Raw genomic sequence first — 16,115 nt, 5'->3', positions numbered from 1 at the left:
TCTACTGGACCCAGGGCCGCTGCATGCTGCTCATCGCCCTCGAGGTCGAGGGCCCGCGGGTCGAGCCGTTGTCGGCCGGCGCCAAGGCGATCTACGAGCGCACGGGTGGCACGTGCCCGGATTGATGGCGCGGTCGGGCGGTCTCGGCGTGCGACCACCTGGGGGAGACGGCTCGGCCACCTCATCAACGGCCTAGGGTTGCCCGGTGGCCGACCCGAGCACCGAGATCCTGCTGCTGCTCGCGCTGGCCGGGCTCGCCGCGGGGTTCGTCGACGCCGTCGTCGGCGGCGGCGGACTCATCCAGCTGCCGGCCCTGGTGCTCGGTCTTCCCGGCGCCACCCCGGTCCAGGTGCTCGCCACCAACAAGCTCGGCTCGGTCTGCGGTACGACGGTCAGCTCGGTCACCTACTACCGCCGGGTGCGACCCGACCCGCGCACGTTCGTGCCGCTCATGGTGCTCGCGTTCCTCGGTTCGATGGCCGGGGCCGTCGTCGCGTCGAGCATCCCCAAGGCCGCCTTCGACCCGATCGTCCTCGTGGTGCTCGTCGTGGTGGGCACCTACGTCCTGCTGAATCCGCAGCTGGGGGCGCTCACCGAGCTGCGCTTCTCCGGCCACCGGCACACGCTGGCGGCGATGGCGGCGGGCCTGGTCATCGGCTTCTACGACGGCGCGCTCGGACCGGGCACCGGGTCCTTCTTCGTCTTCACCCTGGTCGGGCTGCTCGGCTACAACTTCCTGGAGGCGTCGGCGAAGGCGCGGATCGCCAACTGGGCCACCAACATCGCCGCACTGCTCGTGTTCATCCCGCAGGGCGCGGTGCTGTGGAAGGTCGGACTCGCGATGGGCCTGGCCAACCTGGTCGGTGGCTACCTCGGCGCGCGCACGGCGGTGGCGCAGGGCGTGCGCTTCGTGCGGGTGTTCTTCGTGATCGTGGTCGGTGCCTTCGTCGTCACGATCGGCTGGCGGGTGCTGGAGCAGTGGCGGTGAGCGCCACGTCGTACCTCACGGTCGCGCGCGCCGGTAGTGCGGAGATCGAGGTGAAGCGGTCCCGGTTCCTCGCCCGGGTCGCCCCCGCCGAGTCCGAGGACGCGGCGCGTGCGGTCGTCGAGGCGGCCCGCAAGGAGCACTGGGACGCGCGGCACCACTGCTCCGCGTTCGTGCTCGGCCCCGATGCGTCCGTGCAGCGCTCGAACGACGACGGGGAGCCGTCCGGGACGGCCGGTGCCCCGATGCTGGAGGTGCTGCGCGGTCGCGAGCTGTCCGACACCGTCGCGGTGGTGACCCGGTGGTTCGGCGGGACCCTGCTCGGCGCGGGGGGTCTGGTGCGTGCGTACTCAGACGCCGTCCGGGCCGGGCTCGACGAGGTCGGCGTACGACGCCGCGTGCTGCTGGCCTGCTTCGACCTGCCGGCCGGACATGCCGACGCCGCACGCTGGGAGGCGGAGCTGCGCGGTCGTGGCGTGAGGGTGCTCGGCGTCGACCACGCCGAGCGGGCCACCCTGCACCTCGCGGTGCCGACGCCCGAGGTGGCTGCCTTCGAGGCGCAGGTCGCCGCGCTCTCCGCCGGGACCGTCCTGCCCGTCCGGGCGGGCGAGACCTGGCTGTGACCCGCCGGCTCGGTAGCCTGACGACATGAGCGTCAAGGTCGACCTCGACGAGCTGGCCCGCCATGTCGCGGCGTACGGGTTCGCCTACCTGGTGACTGTCACCGACGACCACCGCACGCACGTGGTCGCTGTGCGCCCCACGATGGAGGCCGACGGGCTGAGGGTCGAGGGCCTGGGAGCACGGACCCGCGCCAACGTCGGCGTCCGTCCCGACGTCACGCTGGTGTGGCCGCCGGTGACCGACGGCGGCTACACACTGATCGTCGACGGGCGCGCCCGCCCGGACGACGACGGCGCGGCCGTCACCCCGACCCACGCGGTGCTCCACCGACCCGCCGCCGATGCGCCGGAGGGGCAGCCCTCGGACGCGACGTCGTGCGGTGCCGACTGCGTCCCGGTCGCCGACGCGTGACGGTCCACTGGCTCGCCGCCTTCATCGACACCGCCCGGGAGTCTGCCGACGAGTCCGAGACGTTCTGGTCGCGCATCACCGGTTACCGGTTGTCGGCCCCGCGCGGCGAGCGCGACGAGTTCGCGAGCCTGCTGCCGCCGAGCGGGGACCCGCACCTCGCCGTGCAACGCGTCGTGCAGTCGGCCCCGGGCGGGCTGCACGTGGACCTGCACACCGACGACGTCGACCGACTCGCCGCTCACGCGGAGTCACTCGGTGCGAGCGCGTCGTACCTCGACGCCGGGTACGTCGTGTGTGGGTCGCCGGGCGGCATGACGTTCTGCGTCGTGGGGCACCCCGGCGGGCGTCGGGCACCGGCCGCGACCTGGCCGGGCGGACGCAGCGCGGTCGACCAGGTCTGCCTCGACATCCCGCCGCGGCACTGGGAGGACGAGTGCTCGTTCTGGGCCGGACTGACCGGGTGGGAGCTGACCGACGAGCACCCCGACGACGAGTTCCGCCGGATCGATCCGCCACCGGGGTTCCCGCTGCGCCTGCTGTTGCAGCGGCTCGATGACGAGCAGTCGGTGGTCACCGGTCACCTCGACCTGGCCAGCGACGACATGGGGGCCGAGGTGGCGCGACACGTCGCGCTCGGCGCGAGGGTCCTCCACGACGGTCGCGGCTGGACCACGATGGCCGACCCCACCGGGCGGGCCTACTGCGTCACCCGCCGCGTCCCCGCGTAGACCCCCGCCAGTGCCCGGTGCACCAGCTCCTCGGGCAGCTTGAGCGTCTCGCGGTCGTAGGTCAGCAACCCGTTGACCTCGTCCTCGACGTCGCTGAGCTGGGTGTAGACGGTCGCGCCCAGACCGCGTCGTACGGCGGGGGCGACCTCCTCGTCGTGCAGCCGCAGGAACGCCTCGCCGAGCGCCGTGGCCGACTCGAAGTGCCGGTAGCCGAAGTGCTCGGACCCCCAGCTGTGCCCCGGCACGGTGAGGTCGTAGCCGCCGTACTCCGACAGCGCCAGCACCCGCCGCTCGCCGGAGCCGCGCCGCGGCACGCGGAACCTGCGCTGGTAGACGTGCAGGCTCCACAGGTCTCCGGCGCCCTGGTCGTGCCAGCCGCTCGCGTGGTCGACGCTGCGGGTGGGGTCGAGGCTCGCCAGCTCGCGGGCGATGTCGGCGGCGTCGAACTGGCCCCAGCCCTCGTTGAACGCCACCCACACGGCGAGCGATGCGACGTTGCGCAGGTGCCCGACGGTGGCAGCCAGCTCGGCGCGGAACTCTTCCCGGCCGGCCGGGTCCGCGCGCCCGAGCAGCCGGTAGCGGTCGTCACGCAGCCGCACGGGGAGCTTCCCCGGCCAGGTGACGGCGGCGGTCCGGTAACGCCCGCCGCCGTTGACGAGGTCCTGCCAGACGAGCATCCCGAGCCGGTCGCAGTGCGCGTACCAGCGCAGCGGCTCGACCTTCAGGTGCTTGCGCAGCATGGTGAATCCCAGCCGCTTCATCGTCTCGATGTCGTGCACCATCGCCGCGTCGGAGGGGGCGGTCATCAGGCCGTCGGGCCAGTACCCCTGGTCGAGGACGCCGACGTGCAGGTACGGCTCGCCGTTGAGGAGCAGCCGCGGCACCCCGTCGTCGTCGGTGCCGACCCCGAACGCCCGCATCCCGACGTACGACGCCACGCGGTCGTCGCCGAGCTCGACCTCGACGTCGTACAGGTGCGGGTCCGCCGGCGTCCACGGGTGTACGTCGGACAGGGTGACCCGGGCGGGCCGGCCGGGCGTGACCTCGGCCGAAGCGACCGTCCGGCCGGAGTCGAGGATGCGGACCCGGGCCGGGCCTTCAGGTGCTCGACCACCGGAGGACAACGCGACCTCGACCGCGCTCTCCTGGAGCATCGGGGTGAGCACCAGCGACTCGACGTACGTCGCCGGGACGGCCTCCACCCAGACCGTCTGCCAGATGCCGGACTGCGCGGTGTACCAGATCCCGCCCCGGGCCAGCCGCTGCTTGCCGCTGCTCGGGCCACGGTTGTTGGACACGTCGCGCACCCGGACCACGAGCGGCAGGCCTCGACGGGCGTGACCACCGGGAGTCGCGATCACGTCCGTGACGTCCAGCGTGAACGGCAGGTACCCACCGTGGTGCGAGCCGACCTCGACCCCGTCGAGCCACACCGTGCAGGTCTGGTCGACCGCGCCGAAGTGCAGCAGCACCCGCCCGCCGGGCACCGCGAAGCCGTCGGGGAGCACGAGGTCTCGGCGGTACCAGAGCAGCTCGTCGGGCTGCGTCTGCCGGCCCACGCCGGACAGCGGCGCCTCGGGCGAGAACGGCACCAGGATCCGGCCGTCGTACTCGACGGGAGAGGAGGCGTCCAGGCCGGTGACGGCGTACTCCCAGTAGCCGTTGAGGTTCAGGTAGGAGTCGCGCCGCAGCTGGGGACGCGGGTACTCGGGGAGCACGTCGTCCGGGTCTAGCTCCCGGCCCCAGCGCGTCATCACCGCGCCGACGATATCCAGTCGCCCCGGTCCGGCGCGGGTGGCTAGGGTCACCGGCGTGCTGATCCGAGACGCCGTCGACTCCGACTGGGACGCGATATGGCCGTTCTTCCGCCAGGTCGTGCTCGCGGCCGAGACCTACGCGTTCGACCCGTCGATGTCGTACGACGACGGCCGGGCGATCTGGATGGAACGGCCGCCGGGCCGCACCGCCGTCGCCGTCGACGACGACGGCACCGTGCTCGGCTCCTCCAAGATGGGCCCGAACCGACCCGGTCCCGGCGCGCACATCGGCACCGCCAGCTTCATGGTCGACCCGGCCACCCGAGGCCGCGGCGTCGGACGGTCGCTCGCCGAGGACATGGTGCGCTGGCACCGGGAGCAGGGCTTCCACGGGATCCAGTTCAACGCCGTCGTCGAGACCAACACGCCCGCGGTGCGGCTCTGGCAGGACCTCGGCTTCGCGATCGTCGGCACCGTCCCCGACGCGTTCCGGCACCCGTCCGAGGGCCTCGTCGCCCTGCACGTGATGTACCTGCCCCTCACCTCAGGAGACCCTGCATGAGCATCGACCGGACCGACCCGGCGTACGACGCCGACGAGCGCACCCAGCTGCTGGGCTACCTCGACTACCACCGCGCGACGCTGCTGCGGAAGGTCGACGGGCTCGACGCCGAGCAGCTCACCGCGAAGCATCCACCGTCGACGATGACGCTCGGCGGGCTGCTCAAGCACCTCGCGCTGGTGGAGGACAACTGGTTCTCGGTGTTCCTGCACGGCAACGAGTACGACGCGGCGTGGGCCGACGTCGACTGGGACAGCGACCCCGACTGGGACCGGCACAGCGCAGCCGACGACGAGCCGGCCACGCTGCACGCGCTCTACGCCTACGCCGTCGAGCGCTCCCGCAAGCTCGTCGACGGGGTCCCTCTCGACCGGCGAGTGACAACGATTCGTCTGCGGAAAATGGGGTGATTTCCGCGGGCGGGTCGCAGACGAATCGTTGTTCAGGCCACCTTCTTGCGCAGCTTCTTGGCCTTCTTGCGCATCTTCTTGGTGTCCACGTCGAGCGACGGGGTCTTGTCCTTGGCCTTGCGGCCGAGCTTCTTGCCCGACTTCTCGGTCTCCTTGACCGGGTGTGCCAGTGGGCGCGGCAGCATCAGTCGTACGGCGTTGCCGATCATCGTCTTGGACAGCCGGAGCAGCGGCAGCCCCACCGGCAGCAGGATCACCGTCACGCACAACAGCACCGCCACCAGGCCGAGAAGGCCGCCGAGGATCCACAGCAGCGCCCCGCCCAGACCACGTAGAACTCTCATCTCGCTCACCTCGACGTGGTGGTACCCGCATTCGGCGCGCCTGACGCCTCCGGGCGCCGTGAGTGGCCGCTGCGGCGGTCAGGGAGTCCCGGGGTGGTAGCCGCAGATGTCCGCGGCCTCGATCGCGGCGCCGGGGTCGGCCGCCTCGGTCTCCTCGACGGCAGGAATCGCGCTCGGCGTCGGGGTGGGACGGCCCTGCCCGCGCTCGCGGGGCCGGTCCGGCGGCGGCCGCAGGGCTTTCCGGACCACCTGCTGCATCCAGGCGTAGTCCGGGTCGCCGGGGAAGAACTCCTCGGACGACCGGAACACCACCGACCGCACACTGGCGTCCTTGATCTCGAGAGCGAGGTCGACGAAGGCGGGCAGCAGCTTGCTCGGGATGTCGGTGCGCACGATCCGTTTCCCGGCCGCTGCCAGGTCCTGGTAGCGACGCAGCAGGTTCAGCGGCCTCGCCTCGTCGATGATCGCGTCGATCATGCAGCGCTGCCGCTCCATCCGCTGGTAGTCGTCGGAGCCGTAGCGCCCGCGTGAGTACCAGAGCGCGTCGAAGCCGTCGAGACGCTGGTCGGGCCCGGGTTGCAGGTAGCGGTCGGGCAGGATGCCGAGGTCGGTGTTGCCCCCGACCGGGATCGGCTCGTTGATGTTGACGGTCACCCCGCCCATCGCGTCGACGATCTCCCGGAACCCCTGGAGATTGACCAGCAGGTAGTAGTCGACCGGGACCTTCAGGCTGCCGGACACGGCCATCTTGAGCGCGTCCGCGCCCTCGTTGTCGGACTTCCCCAGGATGCCCGGGTGCAGCATCGGGACCTGTCGGTAGACCGCGTTGAGCATCCAGGCCCCCGGGTCGCCGTAACCGGTGAAGCCGTAGGGGTAGACGGCGTGCAGGGGGCTGTCGGCCGGGAACTGGGCGTTCATCATGTTCCGCGGCAGGCTGAACATGGTCGTCCGCCCGGTGCGCGTGTCCATGCTGAGCAGGATCATCGTGTCCGTGCGTACGCCGATCCGGTGCACACCGCCGTCGCCGCCCAGCAGGAGCACGTTGACGCGGTCGCGGCCGCCCCACGGGTCCTTCTCGGTCACGTGCTTCGGCGCCGTCGCGCTGGTGTTGTCCTCGAAGACCGTCTCGACCAGATCGGCCTGCACCATCGCGTAGCGCGCGCCGAAGACGACCGGGGCGGCCACCGCTACGCAGAGCAGCCCGACGAACGTCGTACCCACGATCGTGTGCCAGATGCGGCGCGGGAACGGCCGGACCATCAGGTACGTCGTCACGACCACGAGGAGCCAGACCAGGAACGCTCCGCCGGCGACCGCGGTCGCGACCTTGAGCCGGGTCGGATCGAACGCGAGGTCGAGCATCGCGCGCGGCGACCGGAGGCCGAGCCAGGCAGCCAGGCCGATCGCGGTGAGGCTCGGCGGGAGCACGATCCAGCCGAGGTTGCGCCGCCTCGACCACAGGTAGCCGGCCCCTGGAAGGACCGCCGAGAGCAGCGTGATCGCCAGCGCACCGGGCAGGGTCCGGGCCCGGCGCAGGCGTGGCCGCAGCGCGCGCTTGCCCGGCTGCGTTCTCTGAGCCGGAGGCGCGGCACGATGGACGGTGCTCGCCACGGGACTACCTCGGGGGACGGTCGCGCGGAGCCCCTCGCTCCGGCGGTGCAGCGGCCCGCACCAGCCGGTCCGCCGCCGGGCAGATTACCAGCGATTCCGGGAGCAACCCGTCATTCGGGAATTGCTCTCGTGCATGCGCGTTGCAACGGTGTCTCGGAGGGCGCATGCTGGAGCGGTGAGCACGCACCTGACGGTTCGCGTGGCCACCCTGGGCCTGCTACTCGCCTGCCTCGGTGGGTCGCTGGCCCCGGCGCAGGCGACCAGCAACCACGAGCGCCCCGTCTACGTGCCGACCACGGAGCACGGCAGCTGTCACATGTACGGTGACGGCGAGTCCCTGGTCTGACCCCTAGGGGATGCTGGTCGGTCGGCTCAAGCGTCCGCCGGGAACGGGATGCCCGTCGCCGAGTGGCACCGGTAGCCGTTCGGGTTCTTCACCAGGTACTGCTGGTGGTAGTCCTCCGCGTAGTAGTACGTCGGCGCCGGCTTGATCTCGGTGGTGATCGGGCCGTAGCCCCGCGCGGTGAGCACCGGCTCGTACGCCGCGCGCAGCCGCTCGGCCACCTCGGCCTGCTCGGGGGTGGTGGTGTAGATCGCCGAGCGGTACTGGGTGCCGAGGTCGTTGCCCTGACGCATGCCCTGAGTGGGGTCGTGGATGGTGAAGAACACCTTCACCAGGTCGGCGTACGCCACCCTCTCCGGGTCGTAGACCACCCGCACCGCCTCGGTGTGCCCGGTCTGGCCGGAGCACACCTGCTCGTACGACGGGTGCGGCGTCGAGCCGCCGGCGTAGCCGACCGACGTCGACCAGACGCCGGGGATCCGCCAGAACGCCTCCTCGGCGCCCCAGAAGCAGCCCAGGCCGAACACCGCGACCTGGTAGCCCGCGGGGAGCTCGGACTCCGGCGTGACCAGCGGGGCGTCGAGCACGAGATGGTGCTCGGCGAGGGTGAACCACTGCTCCGTGCGCCCGCCCAGCGCCTGCTCGGGGGTGGGCAACACGTTCTTGTGGCGGTTGAACAACACGGCGCTCCTCACGGGTTGACTACCGATATCGGTAGTCCGGACGTGACCCATGGCTCACGCCACGACTACCGATATCGGTGGGGGTTCGTCTGGGTCAACGCGGCGGACGGGTCAATCCTTCCCGGGGATACGCTCGGGCCCATGTCCGACCAGACCCACAGGAACAAGTCCGGCTTCGAGACGCGTGCGATCCACGCGGGCTACGAGCCGGACCCGATGACCGGTGCGGTGATCCCGCCCATCTACGCCACCAGCACCTACAAGCAGGACGGCGTCGGTGGGATGCGCGGCGGGTACGAGTACTCCCGGTCCGCCAACCCGACCCGCACCGCCCTCGAGGGCAACATCGCGGCGCTCGAGGAGGGGGAGCGCGGGTTCGCCTTCGCCAGCGGCCTGGCCGCCGAGCACACGCTGCTCAAGGCGCTGTGCCGACCGGGCGACCACGTCGTCGTCCCGGACGACGCGTACGGCGGCACCTACCGCCTGTTCGCGAAGGTCGAGGAGCCCTGGGGGCTCGCCCACACGGCCGCGCCGGTGTCCGACGTGGACGCCGTCCGCGCGGCGATCCGGCCCGGAGAGACCAAGCTCGTCTGGATGGAGACGCCGACCAACCCGTTGCTGAACATCGGCGACATCGAGGCGGTCGCGGCCGTCGCCCACGAGGCGGGTGCGCTGCTGGTCGTGGACAACACCTTCGCGTCGCCGTACCTCCAGCAACCACTGATCCTCGGCGCCGACGTGATCGTGCACTCGACCACGAAGTACGTCGGAGGGCACTCCGACGTGGTGGGTGGCGCCCTCGTGGTGCGTGACCTGGAGGTCGCGGAGAAGGTCGCCTTCCACCAGAACTCCATCGGCGCGGTCGCCGGACCGTTCGACGCCTGGCTGACGCTGCGCGGGATCAAGACGCTCGGAGTGCGCATGGACCGGCACTGCGACAACGCGGAGAAGGTCGTGGAGTTCCTGGCCGGGCACGACGCCGTGGCCGAGGTCATCTACCCCGGTCTCGAGGCACACCCCGGCCACGCCGTCGCATCCAAGCAGATGAAGCGGTACGGCGGCATCGTGTCCTTCCGGGTCAAGGCCGGCGAGGACGAGGCGCTCGCCGTCTGCGACCGGGCGAAGGTGTTCACGCTCGGGGAGTCGCTGGGTGGCGTGGAGTCGCTGATCGAGCACCCGGGCCGGATGACGCACGCGTCGGTGGCCGGCACCGACCTGGAGGTCCCCGCCGACCTGATCCGGCTGTCGGTCGGCATCGAGACCGCGGACGACCTGCTCGCCGACCTGGACCAGGCGCTCCGCTGACGGTGCTTGAGACCCACGACATCCAGCTGGTCGCCTGCGTCGACTTCGGGTCCACGTTCACCAAGGCCGCGCTCGTCGAGGTGCCCACCGGCCGGCTGGTCGCTACGTCCAGCCACCGCACGACGATCGACACCGACGTCCTCGACGGCTGGGACGCCTGCCTGGCGGAGCTGACCGCCGTGGAGCCGGGTGCCCCAGACGCGCCGGTCCTCGCCTGCTCGTCGGCCGGTGGCGGGCTGCGCATCGCGGTCGTCGGCAACGAGGAGCTGGTCACCGCCGAGGCGGGCCGCCGGGTCGCGCTGTCGAGCGGGGGCCGGGTCGTGCACGTCACCTCCGGCGGGCTGACCCGGGCCGACGTACCCACGCTGCGCGCGGCCAGGCCCGACGTGGTCCTGCTCGTCGGCGGCACGGACGGCGGCAACGCGGAGGTGCTGCTCGCCTGCGCCGCCACGCTCGCGAAGGCACGCTGGCGCGGGCCGGTCGTGGTCGCGGGCAACGTCGACGCGCAGGAGGAAGTTGCCGCCCTCCTCGACGCCGCTGGTACGCCGCACGTGGTGGCCGACAACGTGGTGCCGCGCATCGGCGTGCTGGCCCCGGAGTCGGCCCGCGCCGCGATCCGGGAGATGTTCCTGCGGCACGTGATCGGGGGCAAGCACCTGTCGTCGCGCGACTCCGGGCAGAGGTTCACCCGGATGGTGCGCGGCGCTACCCCGGACGTGGTGCTGACCGCCGTCGAGCTGCTGGCCCGCGGCCTGCCGGGCCAAGAGGGCGGGGAGGACCGTCCCGGAGGCTGTGACGTGGTGGTCGTCGACGTCGGGGGTGCCACCACCGACGTGCACTCGGTGGTGGAGGTCGATCCCGAAGAGGCCGGGCTGTCCCGCCAGGTGGTGGCCGCGGTGCCGGTCAGCCGCACCGTCGAGGGCGACCTCGGGATGCGCTGGAGCGCGGTGAGCACCGTCGAGGCGGGGATCGCCGCCGGGCTCATCGGCCCCGAGCTGCGCGAGGCAGCCGCGGCCCGCCAGGCCGAGCCGGCGTATCTGCCCGCGGCCGGCGCGACCGGCGAGCGTGGCCGCGCCGACGACCGCGCCATCGCCGCCGCGGCCGTGACGGTGGCCCTGCGCCGGCACGCCGGCCGCTCCCAGGTCGTGTTCGGCCCCGACGGTCGGGTCGTCGAGCGCAGCGGCAAGGACCTGCGCGAGGTGGACCTGCTCGTCGGTTCCGGTGGGGTCCTCCGGCACAGCGCCGACGGGGCCGCCGGCGTGCTGCTGGCGCATCTCGGCGCGGACGCCGGCTGGCAGCTGCCCGAGCAGCCGCGGACCACAGTCGACCGGGACTACGTGCTCGCACCCGTCGGGCTGCTCGCGGCCGAGCACCCCGAGGCGGCGTACCGCCTGGCCCGAACGCTGCTCTGACCGCGCGCCCGGCCCAGCCGACTGGGACGCGCCCCGTAACCTGACGCCATGGCAGAGGGGAACCGGACGACGGGCCGGCTCGGCCGCAGTCTGGGCCGGCTGCGCGCGACCCAGCGCGCCAAGTCCGAGGAGCGCTTCGCGGAGCGGTTCGCGCACCAGTGGTCCCAGATCCGCGGGGATCGCGTCCACCAGGAGGAGCCGCCCCCCGTCATCGACGCGGGACCCAGCAACCTCAGCCGGGCCCAGGTGCCGTGGGCCCTCGACCTCGTGGCGGCCTGGTCGTGGCGGTTCCTGGTCATCGCGGCGGCCGGCTACGTCGTCTTCTACGTGATCGCGATGTTCTCGGTGATCTTCCTGCCGCTGGCGATCGCGCTGCTGATCGCGGCGCTGGGCAGCCCGGTGGTCAAGTCCGCGGCGAAGGTCGGCATCAACCGCAAGTTCAGCTCGGCACTAGTGGTGGTGGGCGGGCTCGGTGCGCTGGTCCTGCTGCTCACCTTCGTCGGCACCCAGGTGTCCCGTGGGTTCAGCGACCTGTCCGCCCAGGTCGTCGACGGCCTCGAGGAGATCCGCACCTGGCTGCGCACCGGCCCGCTGCAGGCCAGCGACTCCCAGATCAACGACTACATCCGTGAGGCACAGAACGCGATCACGTCGTCGTCGGAGGAGCTGCTCGCCCAGGTCACCGAGGTCGGTACGGCGATCGGGCACATCGTCGCCGGCTTCTTCATCGTGCTGTTCGCCAGCTACTTCTTCCTGGCCGACGGCGCCCGGATCTGGGCGTGGTGCGTGCGGCTGTTCCCGCGGGCCGCCCGGCTGCGCGCCGACGAGTCCGGCAAGGTCGCCTGGCGCTCGGTCACCCAGTTCGTCCGGGCCACGGTGATCATCGCGCTGGCCGACGCGATCGGCATCATGATCGTGGCCGCGATCCTCAACGTGCCGTTCGTGACCGCGATCGGCGTGCTGGTGTTCCTCGGTGCGTTCATCCCGATGGTGGGCGCGACCATCTCGGGCTCGGTCGCGGTGCTGGTGGCGCTGGTCTCGCACGGCCCGGTCGTCGCCCTGCTGATGCTGGGCGGTGTGATCCTGGTGCAGCAGATCGAGGCACACGTCCTGCAGCCGTTCCTCACCGGGCGCTTCGTGGCCGTGCACCCGCTGGCCGTGATCGTGGCCATCGGCATGGGCGTCCTGATCGGCGGCGTGGCCGGCGCGCTGCTCGCCGTGCCGATCGCCGCCGCCGTCAACGCCGTCGGACAGTACCTTGCCGGCTACACCGCCGTCGGCGAGGAACCCGAGGAGGCGGGCACGCCCGACTCGGAGTCGTCGCCGGGGACGGCCGGGGCCTGAGGCTCGGCGCGCCCGGTCAGGGGCACCTCCTTCAGGAACAGCGCGACCGCGAGCGCGACCAGTGTCAGCGGTACGGCGGCCAGGAACGTGTCGTGCAGCGACATGCTGAACGCCTGGGTGACCAGGCCGTGCAGCGGCTCCGGGAGCGCCTTGATCAGCTCCACGTTGTTGGCGACGTCCTCGAGGTCGGCGCTCCCACGCTGGGCGCGGGGGAGTGACGCGGTGGCGTCGGCCATGTGCACCGCCAGCCGGCTCGACAGGATCGCGCCGAACAGCGCCGTACCGAACGAGCCGCCCATCTGCCGGAAGAACGTCACCGAGCTGGTGGCGACACCCATGTCGGAGCGGTCCACGGAGTTCTGCACGACCACGATCAGCACCTGCATGGTCAGCCCGAGCCCGAGCCCCATGATGAACATCGCGAGCCCGGCGTACCAGTAGGGCGAGGTGTTGTCGAGCGTCGACAGCATCACCAAGGCGCCGGTCACCACGCCGGCGCCGAGGATCGGGAAGTGCTTGTAGCGGCCGTTGCGGCTCATCAGCTGACCGGCGGTGATCGAGGTCGTGAAGATGCCCACCACCATCGGCAGCATGGCCAGCCCGGACTCGGTCGGCGTCATGCCGTCGACCACCTGGAGGTACACCGGGATGAAGATCATGGACCCGAACATCGCGACGCCGATGAGGAAGCCGAACGCGTTCGCGATCGAGAAGATCGAGTTGCCGAACAGGCGCATCGGGATGATCGGCTCCGCCGCGTGCAGCTCGACGAAGACGAAGACGACCGCGAGGACGAAGCCGCCGACCAGGAGGGTCAGGCTCGTGCCCGACGTCCAGCCGAGCTCGGGCCCGGACCACGCGGTGTAGAGCAGGAACGCTGAGACGGACGCGACGACGGTGGCGGCACCGAGGTAGTCGATGGAGTGGTCGCGCCGCACGTGCGGGATCTTCAGTGCCGCGGAGGTGACGAACAGCGCCGCGAGGCCGAGCGGCACGTTGATGAAGAAGATCCACTGCCAGCCGGGGCCGTCCGCGAACCAGCCGCCGAGGACCGGGCCGAGCACGCTCGACGTACCGAACACCGCGGCGAAGTAGCCCTGGTAGCGCCCGCGCTCACGCGGCGGGATCACGTCGCCGATGGTCGCCATCGCGAGCGCCATCAGGCCACCGCCGCCGAGGCCCTGGATGGCCCGGGTGGCGATCAGCTGGTCGATGTTCTGCGAAAGGCCGGCGAGGACGCTGCCGATCAGGAACGTGACGATCGCGATCTGGAACAGCAGCCGCCGACCGTACAGGTCGGAGATCTTGCCCCACAGTGGGGTGGAGGCGGTGGCGGTGAGGAGGTACGCCGTCACCACCCACGACAGCTTGTCGAGGCCGCCGAGCTCGGAGGTGATCCGGGGGAGTGCGGTGCCGACGATGCTCTGGTCGAGGGCGGAGAGGAACATGCCGACCATCAGGCCGGACATGACCACGAGGATCTGCTTGTGGGTGAGGTAGCCCTGGGCGTCGGGGGTCACGCTGGGTGCACCTTGCTTTCGAGAGAGAGGGAGAGCTGGTGGAGGAGCCGGCGCAGGGACTCGCGGTCCGCGTCGCTCCAGTCGGCGAGCAGCGAGCCGATCAGCTCGCGTCGACGGGTGGCGCTGGCCTCGATGCTGGCCGTGCCGTGGGCGGAGACGCCGACCTGGCTGGCCCGGCCGTCGTCCGGATCGGACGTGCGCTCGAGCAGGTCGCGGTCCTCCAAGGACTTCACGTGCCGGCTGACCGTCGAGGCGTCGAGGTCGAGCTCTGCGGCGAGGGTGGAGACCCGCATCGGGCCGAGGTGGGCGACGGTCTTGAGCAGGATCAGGCTGGAGAAGTCCAGGTCGTCGCCGGGCAGGCGCTGCCGAAACCGCCGCCCGACCCGGGCGCTGGCGACCATCAACGCGTCCTCGAGCGTCGCCGGCTCGGGGAGCTGCCCCGCGGCGGTGACCGCCTCCACAGAAAGTTGCATTGTGCAAACATATAGGTGGATGCATGCGTCATGCACGTATTTCTCGTGTGACGCTGCCGACACCCGTCGCGGAACGGTCGAGGCCCGCCGAGGGGTCACCCGTGCATCGACACGCCGGCGAGGAGCCTGATTTCCTGACCCCTCGGCGGTCAGGCGGGATGGACCAGGGGCAGACCGAGGCGTTCGAACCAGGACCAGCCGAAGGTGGTGATCTCGGCGATCCGCGGTTCCCCGGGGTGGGAGTGGTCGGGGTGGGAGTGGTCGGGGTGGGAGTCGTGGTGGTGGGAGTCGTCGCGGCCCGTCGACTCGATGCGGAGCACGTCGAGCTTGAGGCCGCGGTACGCCGTGTCGCCGGACCGGCGCAGGTAGCTCGCCGCCGCCGGCATCCGGTTCACCGCCGTCGGCACCAGCAGCCAGTCGCCCTCGCGGTCCGGCCCGAAGGCCCGGTCCAGCAACGGCAGCAGGGCGTCGCGGCCGTCGAAGCACATCGGCGCGGGCGGCATCGTCACGCGGATGTCGGTCGCCGCCACGGCGAGCGCGGCCGCGGCGTCACAACGGACGTGGGCGTCGATGAACGCGTCGAGCAGCTCCTTCTCCGCGGGGCTCGGCGAGCGGGCCGACCAGTCGCTGCGGTGCGAGGGCAGGTGCGCCCGCATCGTCGCCCGGGCCCGCTGCAGGGCGCTGTTGGCGGCGGCCACCGACGTGTCGAGCAGCTCGGCGGTCTCCGCCGCCGGCATCCCCAGCACCTCCCGGGCGATCAGCGCCGCCCGCTGGCGCGGCGGCAGCGCCTGGAGCGCGGCCAGGAACGCGAGCTCGATCGTCTCCCGCGCGACCGCCACCACCTCCGGCTGGTCGTCGGCGGGCGCCACCTCGTCGAGCAGCCGGTCGGGGTAGGGCGTCAGCCAGGCCACGTCGGCGTAGGACCGGACCGCGGCGGCCCGGCGGGTCCGCGACCGCAGCGCGTCGAGGCACGTGTTGGTGGCGATCTTGTAGAGCCACGCGCGGGCGTGCTCGCCGTCGAACGTGGCCCGGCTGCGCCACGCGCGGAGATAGGTCTCCTGGACGGCGTCCTCCGCCTCGTCGTACGACGCGAGCATCCGGTAGCAGTGCACGTGCAGCTCGCGACGGTGCCGTGCGGTGAGCTCCTCGAACCCCGCCTCGGAGCTGACGGAGACTGTCATGTCACTGGTCGCGCCTGGCGCGCTTCTGCACCGACCAGGTGTTGCCGTCGGGGTCCTCGAAGAAGATGAAGGTGTTGTAGTCCGCGTCCTGCGGGTCCGCCCCGGGCGTCATCTGGCCGTCCACGAAGTGCTGCAGGCCGCTGTTCTTGACGCCCGCCTGCTCGAGATGCGCGAGCGCGGCCTCGGCGTCCTCCACCACCAGGGTGGTGCCCTTCACCTCGCCGACCGCACCGGCGCCGAGCCCGCGGCCGAACACGATCGAGCAGGCCGACCCGGGCGGAGTCACCTGCACCACCCGGAAGCTGTCCCCGGTGTCGTGGTCCACGTCGAGCGCGAAGCCGAGCTTGTCCACGTAGAACTCCTTGGCGCGGTCCACGTCCGCGACCGAGACGACCACGACCTCGAGCTTCCAGTCCATGAGC

General features: G+C 71.7%; 18 protein-coding genes. 10 read left to right on the top strand and 8 right to left on the bottom strand.

Annotation, left to right across the window (positions count from 1 at the left end; translation table 11 throughout):
* The first annotated feature begins 205 nt into the window (after positions 1–205).
* From VFH10_RS02545 to VFH10_RS02530, 4 genes are read left to right on the top strand one after another with little or no spacing between them, the layout of a single operon-like run.
* Positions 206–988, top strand: a complete 783-nt coding sequence (locus tag VFH10_RS02545; RefSeq protein ID WP_325125618.1) for a sulfite exporter TauE/SafE family protein — start codon at positions 206–208, stop codon at positions 986–988.
* Positions 985–1,608, top strand: a complete 624-nt coding sequence (locus VFH10_RS02540; protein WP_325125616.1) for a YigZ family protein — start codon at positions 985–987, stop codon at positions 1,606–1,608. The genes VFH10_RS02545 and VFH10_RS02540 overlap by 4 nt, the downstream gene beginning before the upstream one ends.
* 25 nt (positions 1,609–1,633) lie before the next feature.
* On the top strand, positions 1,634–2,020 hold the full coding sequence (locus VFH10_RS02535; protein ID WP_325125614.1) for a pyridoxamine 5'-phosphate oxidase: 387 nt from the start codon (positions 1,634–1,636) through the stop codon (positions 2,018–2,020).
* Complete coding sequence (locus tag VFH10_RS02530) at positions 2,017–2,748, top strand: VOC family protein (RefSeq protein WP_325125612.1); 732 nt, start codon at positions 2,017–2,019, stop codon at positions 2,746–2,748. Before VFH10_RS02535 ends, VFH10_RS02530 begins: the two co-directional genes overlap by 4 nt.
* On the opposite strand, the gene VFH10_RS02525 is transcribed toward VFH10_RS02530, so the two are convergent.
* Entirely contained in the window at positions 2,718–4,502 is a 1,785-nt protein-coding gene (locus tag VFH10_RS02525; protein WP_325125620.1) for a glycoside hydrolase family 2 protein, read from the bottom strand. The genes VFH10_RS02530 and VFH10_RS02525 overlap by 31 nt on opposite strands.
* A gap of 58 nt (positions 4,503–4,560) precedes the next feature.
* On the opposite strand from VFH10_RS02525, the gene VFH10_RS02520 reads away from it, so the two are divergent.
* Both VFH10_RS02520 and VFH10_RS02515 read left to right on the top strand, forming a co-directional pair.
* Positions 4,561–5,067, top strand: a complete 507-nt coding sequence (locus VFH10_RS02520; RefSeq protein ID WP_325125610.1) for a GNAT family N-acetyltransferase — start codon at positions 4,561–4,563, stop codon at positions 5,065–5,067.
* Positions 5,064–5,477: a DinB family protein gene (locus VFH10_RS02515; RefSeq protein WP_325125607.1), complete on the top strand. Its 414-nt coding sequence runs from the start codon at positions 5,064–5,066 to the stop codon at positions 5,475–5,477. The genes VFH10_RS02520 and VFH10_RS02515 overlap by 4 nt, the downstream gene beginning before the upstream one ends.
* A gap of 32 nt (positions 5,478–5,509) precedes the next feature.
* Here VFH10_RS02515 and VFH10_RS02510 read toward each other — a convergent pair whose 3' ends face one another.
* Both VFH10_RS02510 and VFH10_RS02505 read right to left on the bottom strand, forming a co-directional pair.
* Positions 5,510–5,821, bottom strand: coding sequence for a hypothetical protein (locus VFH10_RS02510; RefSeq protein WP_325125605.1), 312 nt, complete (start codon positions 5,819–5,821; stop codon positions 5,510–5,512).
* Between the two features lie 78 nt (positions 5,822–5,899).
* Positions 5,900–7,432 carry an LCP family protein gene (locus VFH10_RS02505; protein WP_325125603.1) on the bottom strand — a complete coding sequence of 511 codons (1,533 nt, stop codon included), beginning with the start codon at positions 7,430–7,432 and terminating at the stop codon, positions 5,900–5,902.
* A gap of 175 nt (positions 7,433–7,607) precedes the next feature.
* Here VFH10_RS02505 and VFH10_RS02500 point away from each other — a divergent pair, with 175 nt between their 5' ends.
* Complete coding sequence (locus VFH10_RS02500) at positions 7,608–7,778, top strand: hypothetical protein (protein WP_325125601.1); 171 nt, start codon at positions 7,608–7,610, stop codon at positions 7,776–7,778.
* Positions 7,779–7,804: 26 nt separating this feature from the next.
* Here the strand turns inward: VFH10_RS02500 and msrA are convergent, their stop codons facing one another.
* Positions 7,805–8,458 carry a peptide-methionine (S)-S-oxide reductase MsrA gene (msrA, locus tag VFH10_RS02495; protein WP_325125599.1) on the bottom strand — a complete coding sequence of 218 codons (654 nt, stop codon included), beginning with the start codon at positions 8,456–8,458 and terminating at the stop codon, positions 7,805–7,807.
* Positions 8,459–8,599: 141 nt separating this feature from the next.
* Here msrA and VFH10_RS02490 point away from each other — a divergent pair, with 141 nt between their 5' ends.
* The 3 genes from VFH10_RS02490 to VFH10_RS02480 are packed head-to-tail and all read left to right on the top strand — an operon-like array spanning position 8,600 to position 12,519.
* A complete protein-coding gene (locus VFH10_RS02490) occupies positions 8,600–9,763 on the top strand; it encodes a cystathionine gamma-synthase (protein ID WP_325125597.1) in 1,164 nt (387 codons plus the stop codon).
* A 2-nt stretch (positions 9,764–9,765) separates the two neighbouring features.
* Entirely contained in the window at positions 9,766–11,175 is a 1,410-nt protein-coding gene (locus VFH10_RS02485) for a glutamate mutase L (protein ID WP_325125595.1), read from the top strand.
* A gap of 48 nt (positions 11,176–11,223) precedes the next feature.
* The gene (locus tag VFH10_RS02480) at positions 11,224–12,519 is read left to right on the top strand and encodes an AI-2E family transporter (protein ID WP_325125593.1); all 1,296 of its coding nucleotides are present in this window, start codon (positions 11,224–11,226) and stop codon (positions 12,517–12,519) included.
* Here the strand turns inward: VFH10_RS02480 and VFH10_RS02475 are convergent.
* The 4 genes from VFH10_RS02475 to VFH10_RS02460 form a co-directional block, all read right to left on the bottom strand.
* Positions 12,441–14,039 (bottom strand): MDR family MFS transporter, encoded by a 1,599-nt coding sequence (locus VFH10_RS02475; protein ID WP_325125591.1) that lies wholly within the window; start codon positions 14,037–14,039, stop codon positions 12,441–12,443. The genes VFH10_RS02480 and VFH10_RS02475 overlap by 79 nt on opposite strands.
* Positions 14,036–14,512 (bottom strand): MarR family winged helix-turn-helix transcriptional regulator, encoded by a 477-nt coding sequence (locus tag VFH10_RS02470; RefSeq protein WP_325125589.1) that lies wholly within the window; start codon positions 14,510–14,512, stop codon positions 14,036–14,038. The genes VFH10_RS02475 and VFH10_RS02470 overlap by 4 nt, the downstream gene beginning before the upstream one ends.
* 149 nt (positions 14,513–14,661) lie before the next feature.
* On the bottom strand, positions 14,662–15,693 hold the full coding sequence (locus VFH10_RS02465) for an RNA polymerase subunit sigma-70 (protein ID WP_325125587.1): 1,032 nt from the start codon (positions 15,691–15,693) through the stop codon (positions 14,662–14,664).
* Position 15,694: 1 nt separating this feature from the next.
* Positions 15,695–16,115, bottom strand: a 421-nt coding sequence (locus VFH10_RS02460) for a glyoxalase superfamily protein (RefSeq protein WP_325125585.1), incomplete at its 5' end; no start/stop codon positions are given.

The sequence above is a fragment of the Nocardioides sp. genome (assembly GCF_035697785.1).
Classification (GTDB): Bacteria; Actinomycetota; Actinomycetes; order Propionibacteriales; family Nocardioidaceae; genus Nocardioides_B.
This window is presented reverse-complemented; position numbering and strand designations above follow the sequence as displayed.

Bases quoted from the DNA above. Each gene is read 5' to 3' on its own strand.
- VFH10_RS02535 (WP_325125614.1), top strand. From the start codon at position 1,634: ATGAGCGTCAAGGTCGACCTCGACGAGCTGGCCCGCCATGTCGCGGCG.
- VFH10_RS02525 (WP_325125620.1), bottom strand. From the start codon at position 4,502: ATGACGCGCTGGGGCCGGGAGCTAGACCCGGACGACGTGCTCCCCGAG.
- VFH10_RS02515 (WP_325125607.1), top strand. From the start codon at position 5,064: ATGAGCATCGACCGGACCGACCCGGCGTACGACGCCGACGAGCGCACC.
- VFH10_RS02510 (WP_325125605.1), bottom strand. From the start codon at position 5,821: ATGAGAGTTCTACGTGGTCTGGGCGGGGCGCTGCTGTGGATCCTCGGC.
- VFH10_RS02490 (WP_325125597.1), top strand. From the start codon at position 8,600: ATGTCCGACCAGACCCACAGGAACAAGTCCGGCTTCGAGACGCGTGCG.
- VFH10_RS02480 (WP_325125593.1), top strand. From the start codon at position 11,224: ATGGCAGAGGGGAACCGGACGACGGGCCGGCTCGGCCGCAGTCTGGGC.
- VFH10_RS02470 (WP_325125589.1), bottom strand. From the start codon at position 14,512: ATGCAACTTTCTGTGGAGGCGGTCACCGCCGCGGGGCAGCTCCCCGAG.
- VFH10_RS02465 (WP_325125587.1), bottom strand. From the start codon at position 15,693: ATGACAGTCTCCGTCAGCTCCGAGGCGGGGTTCGAGGAGCTCACCGCA.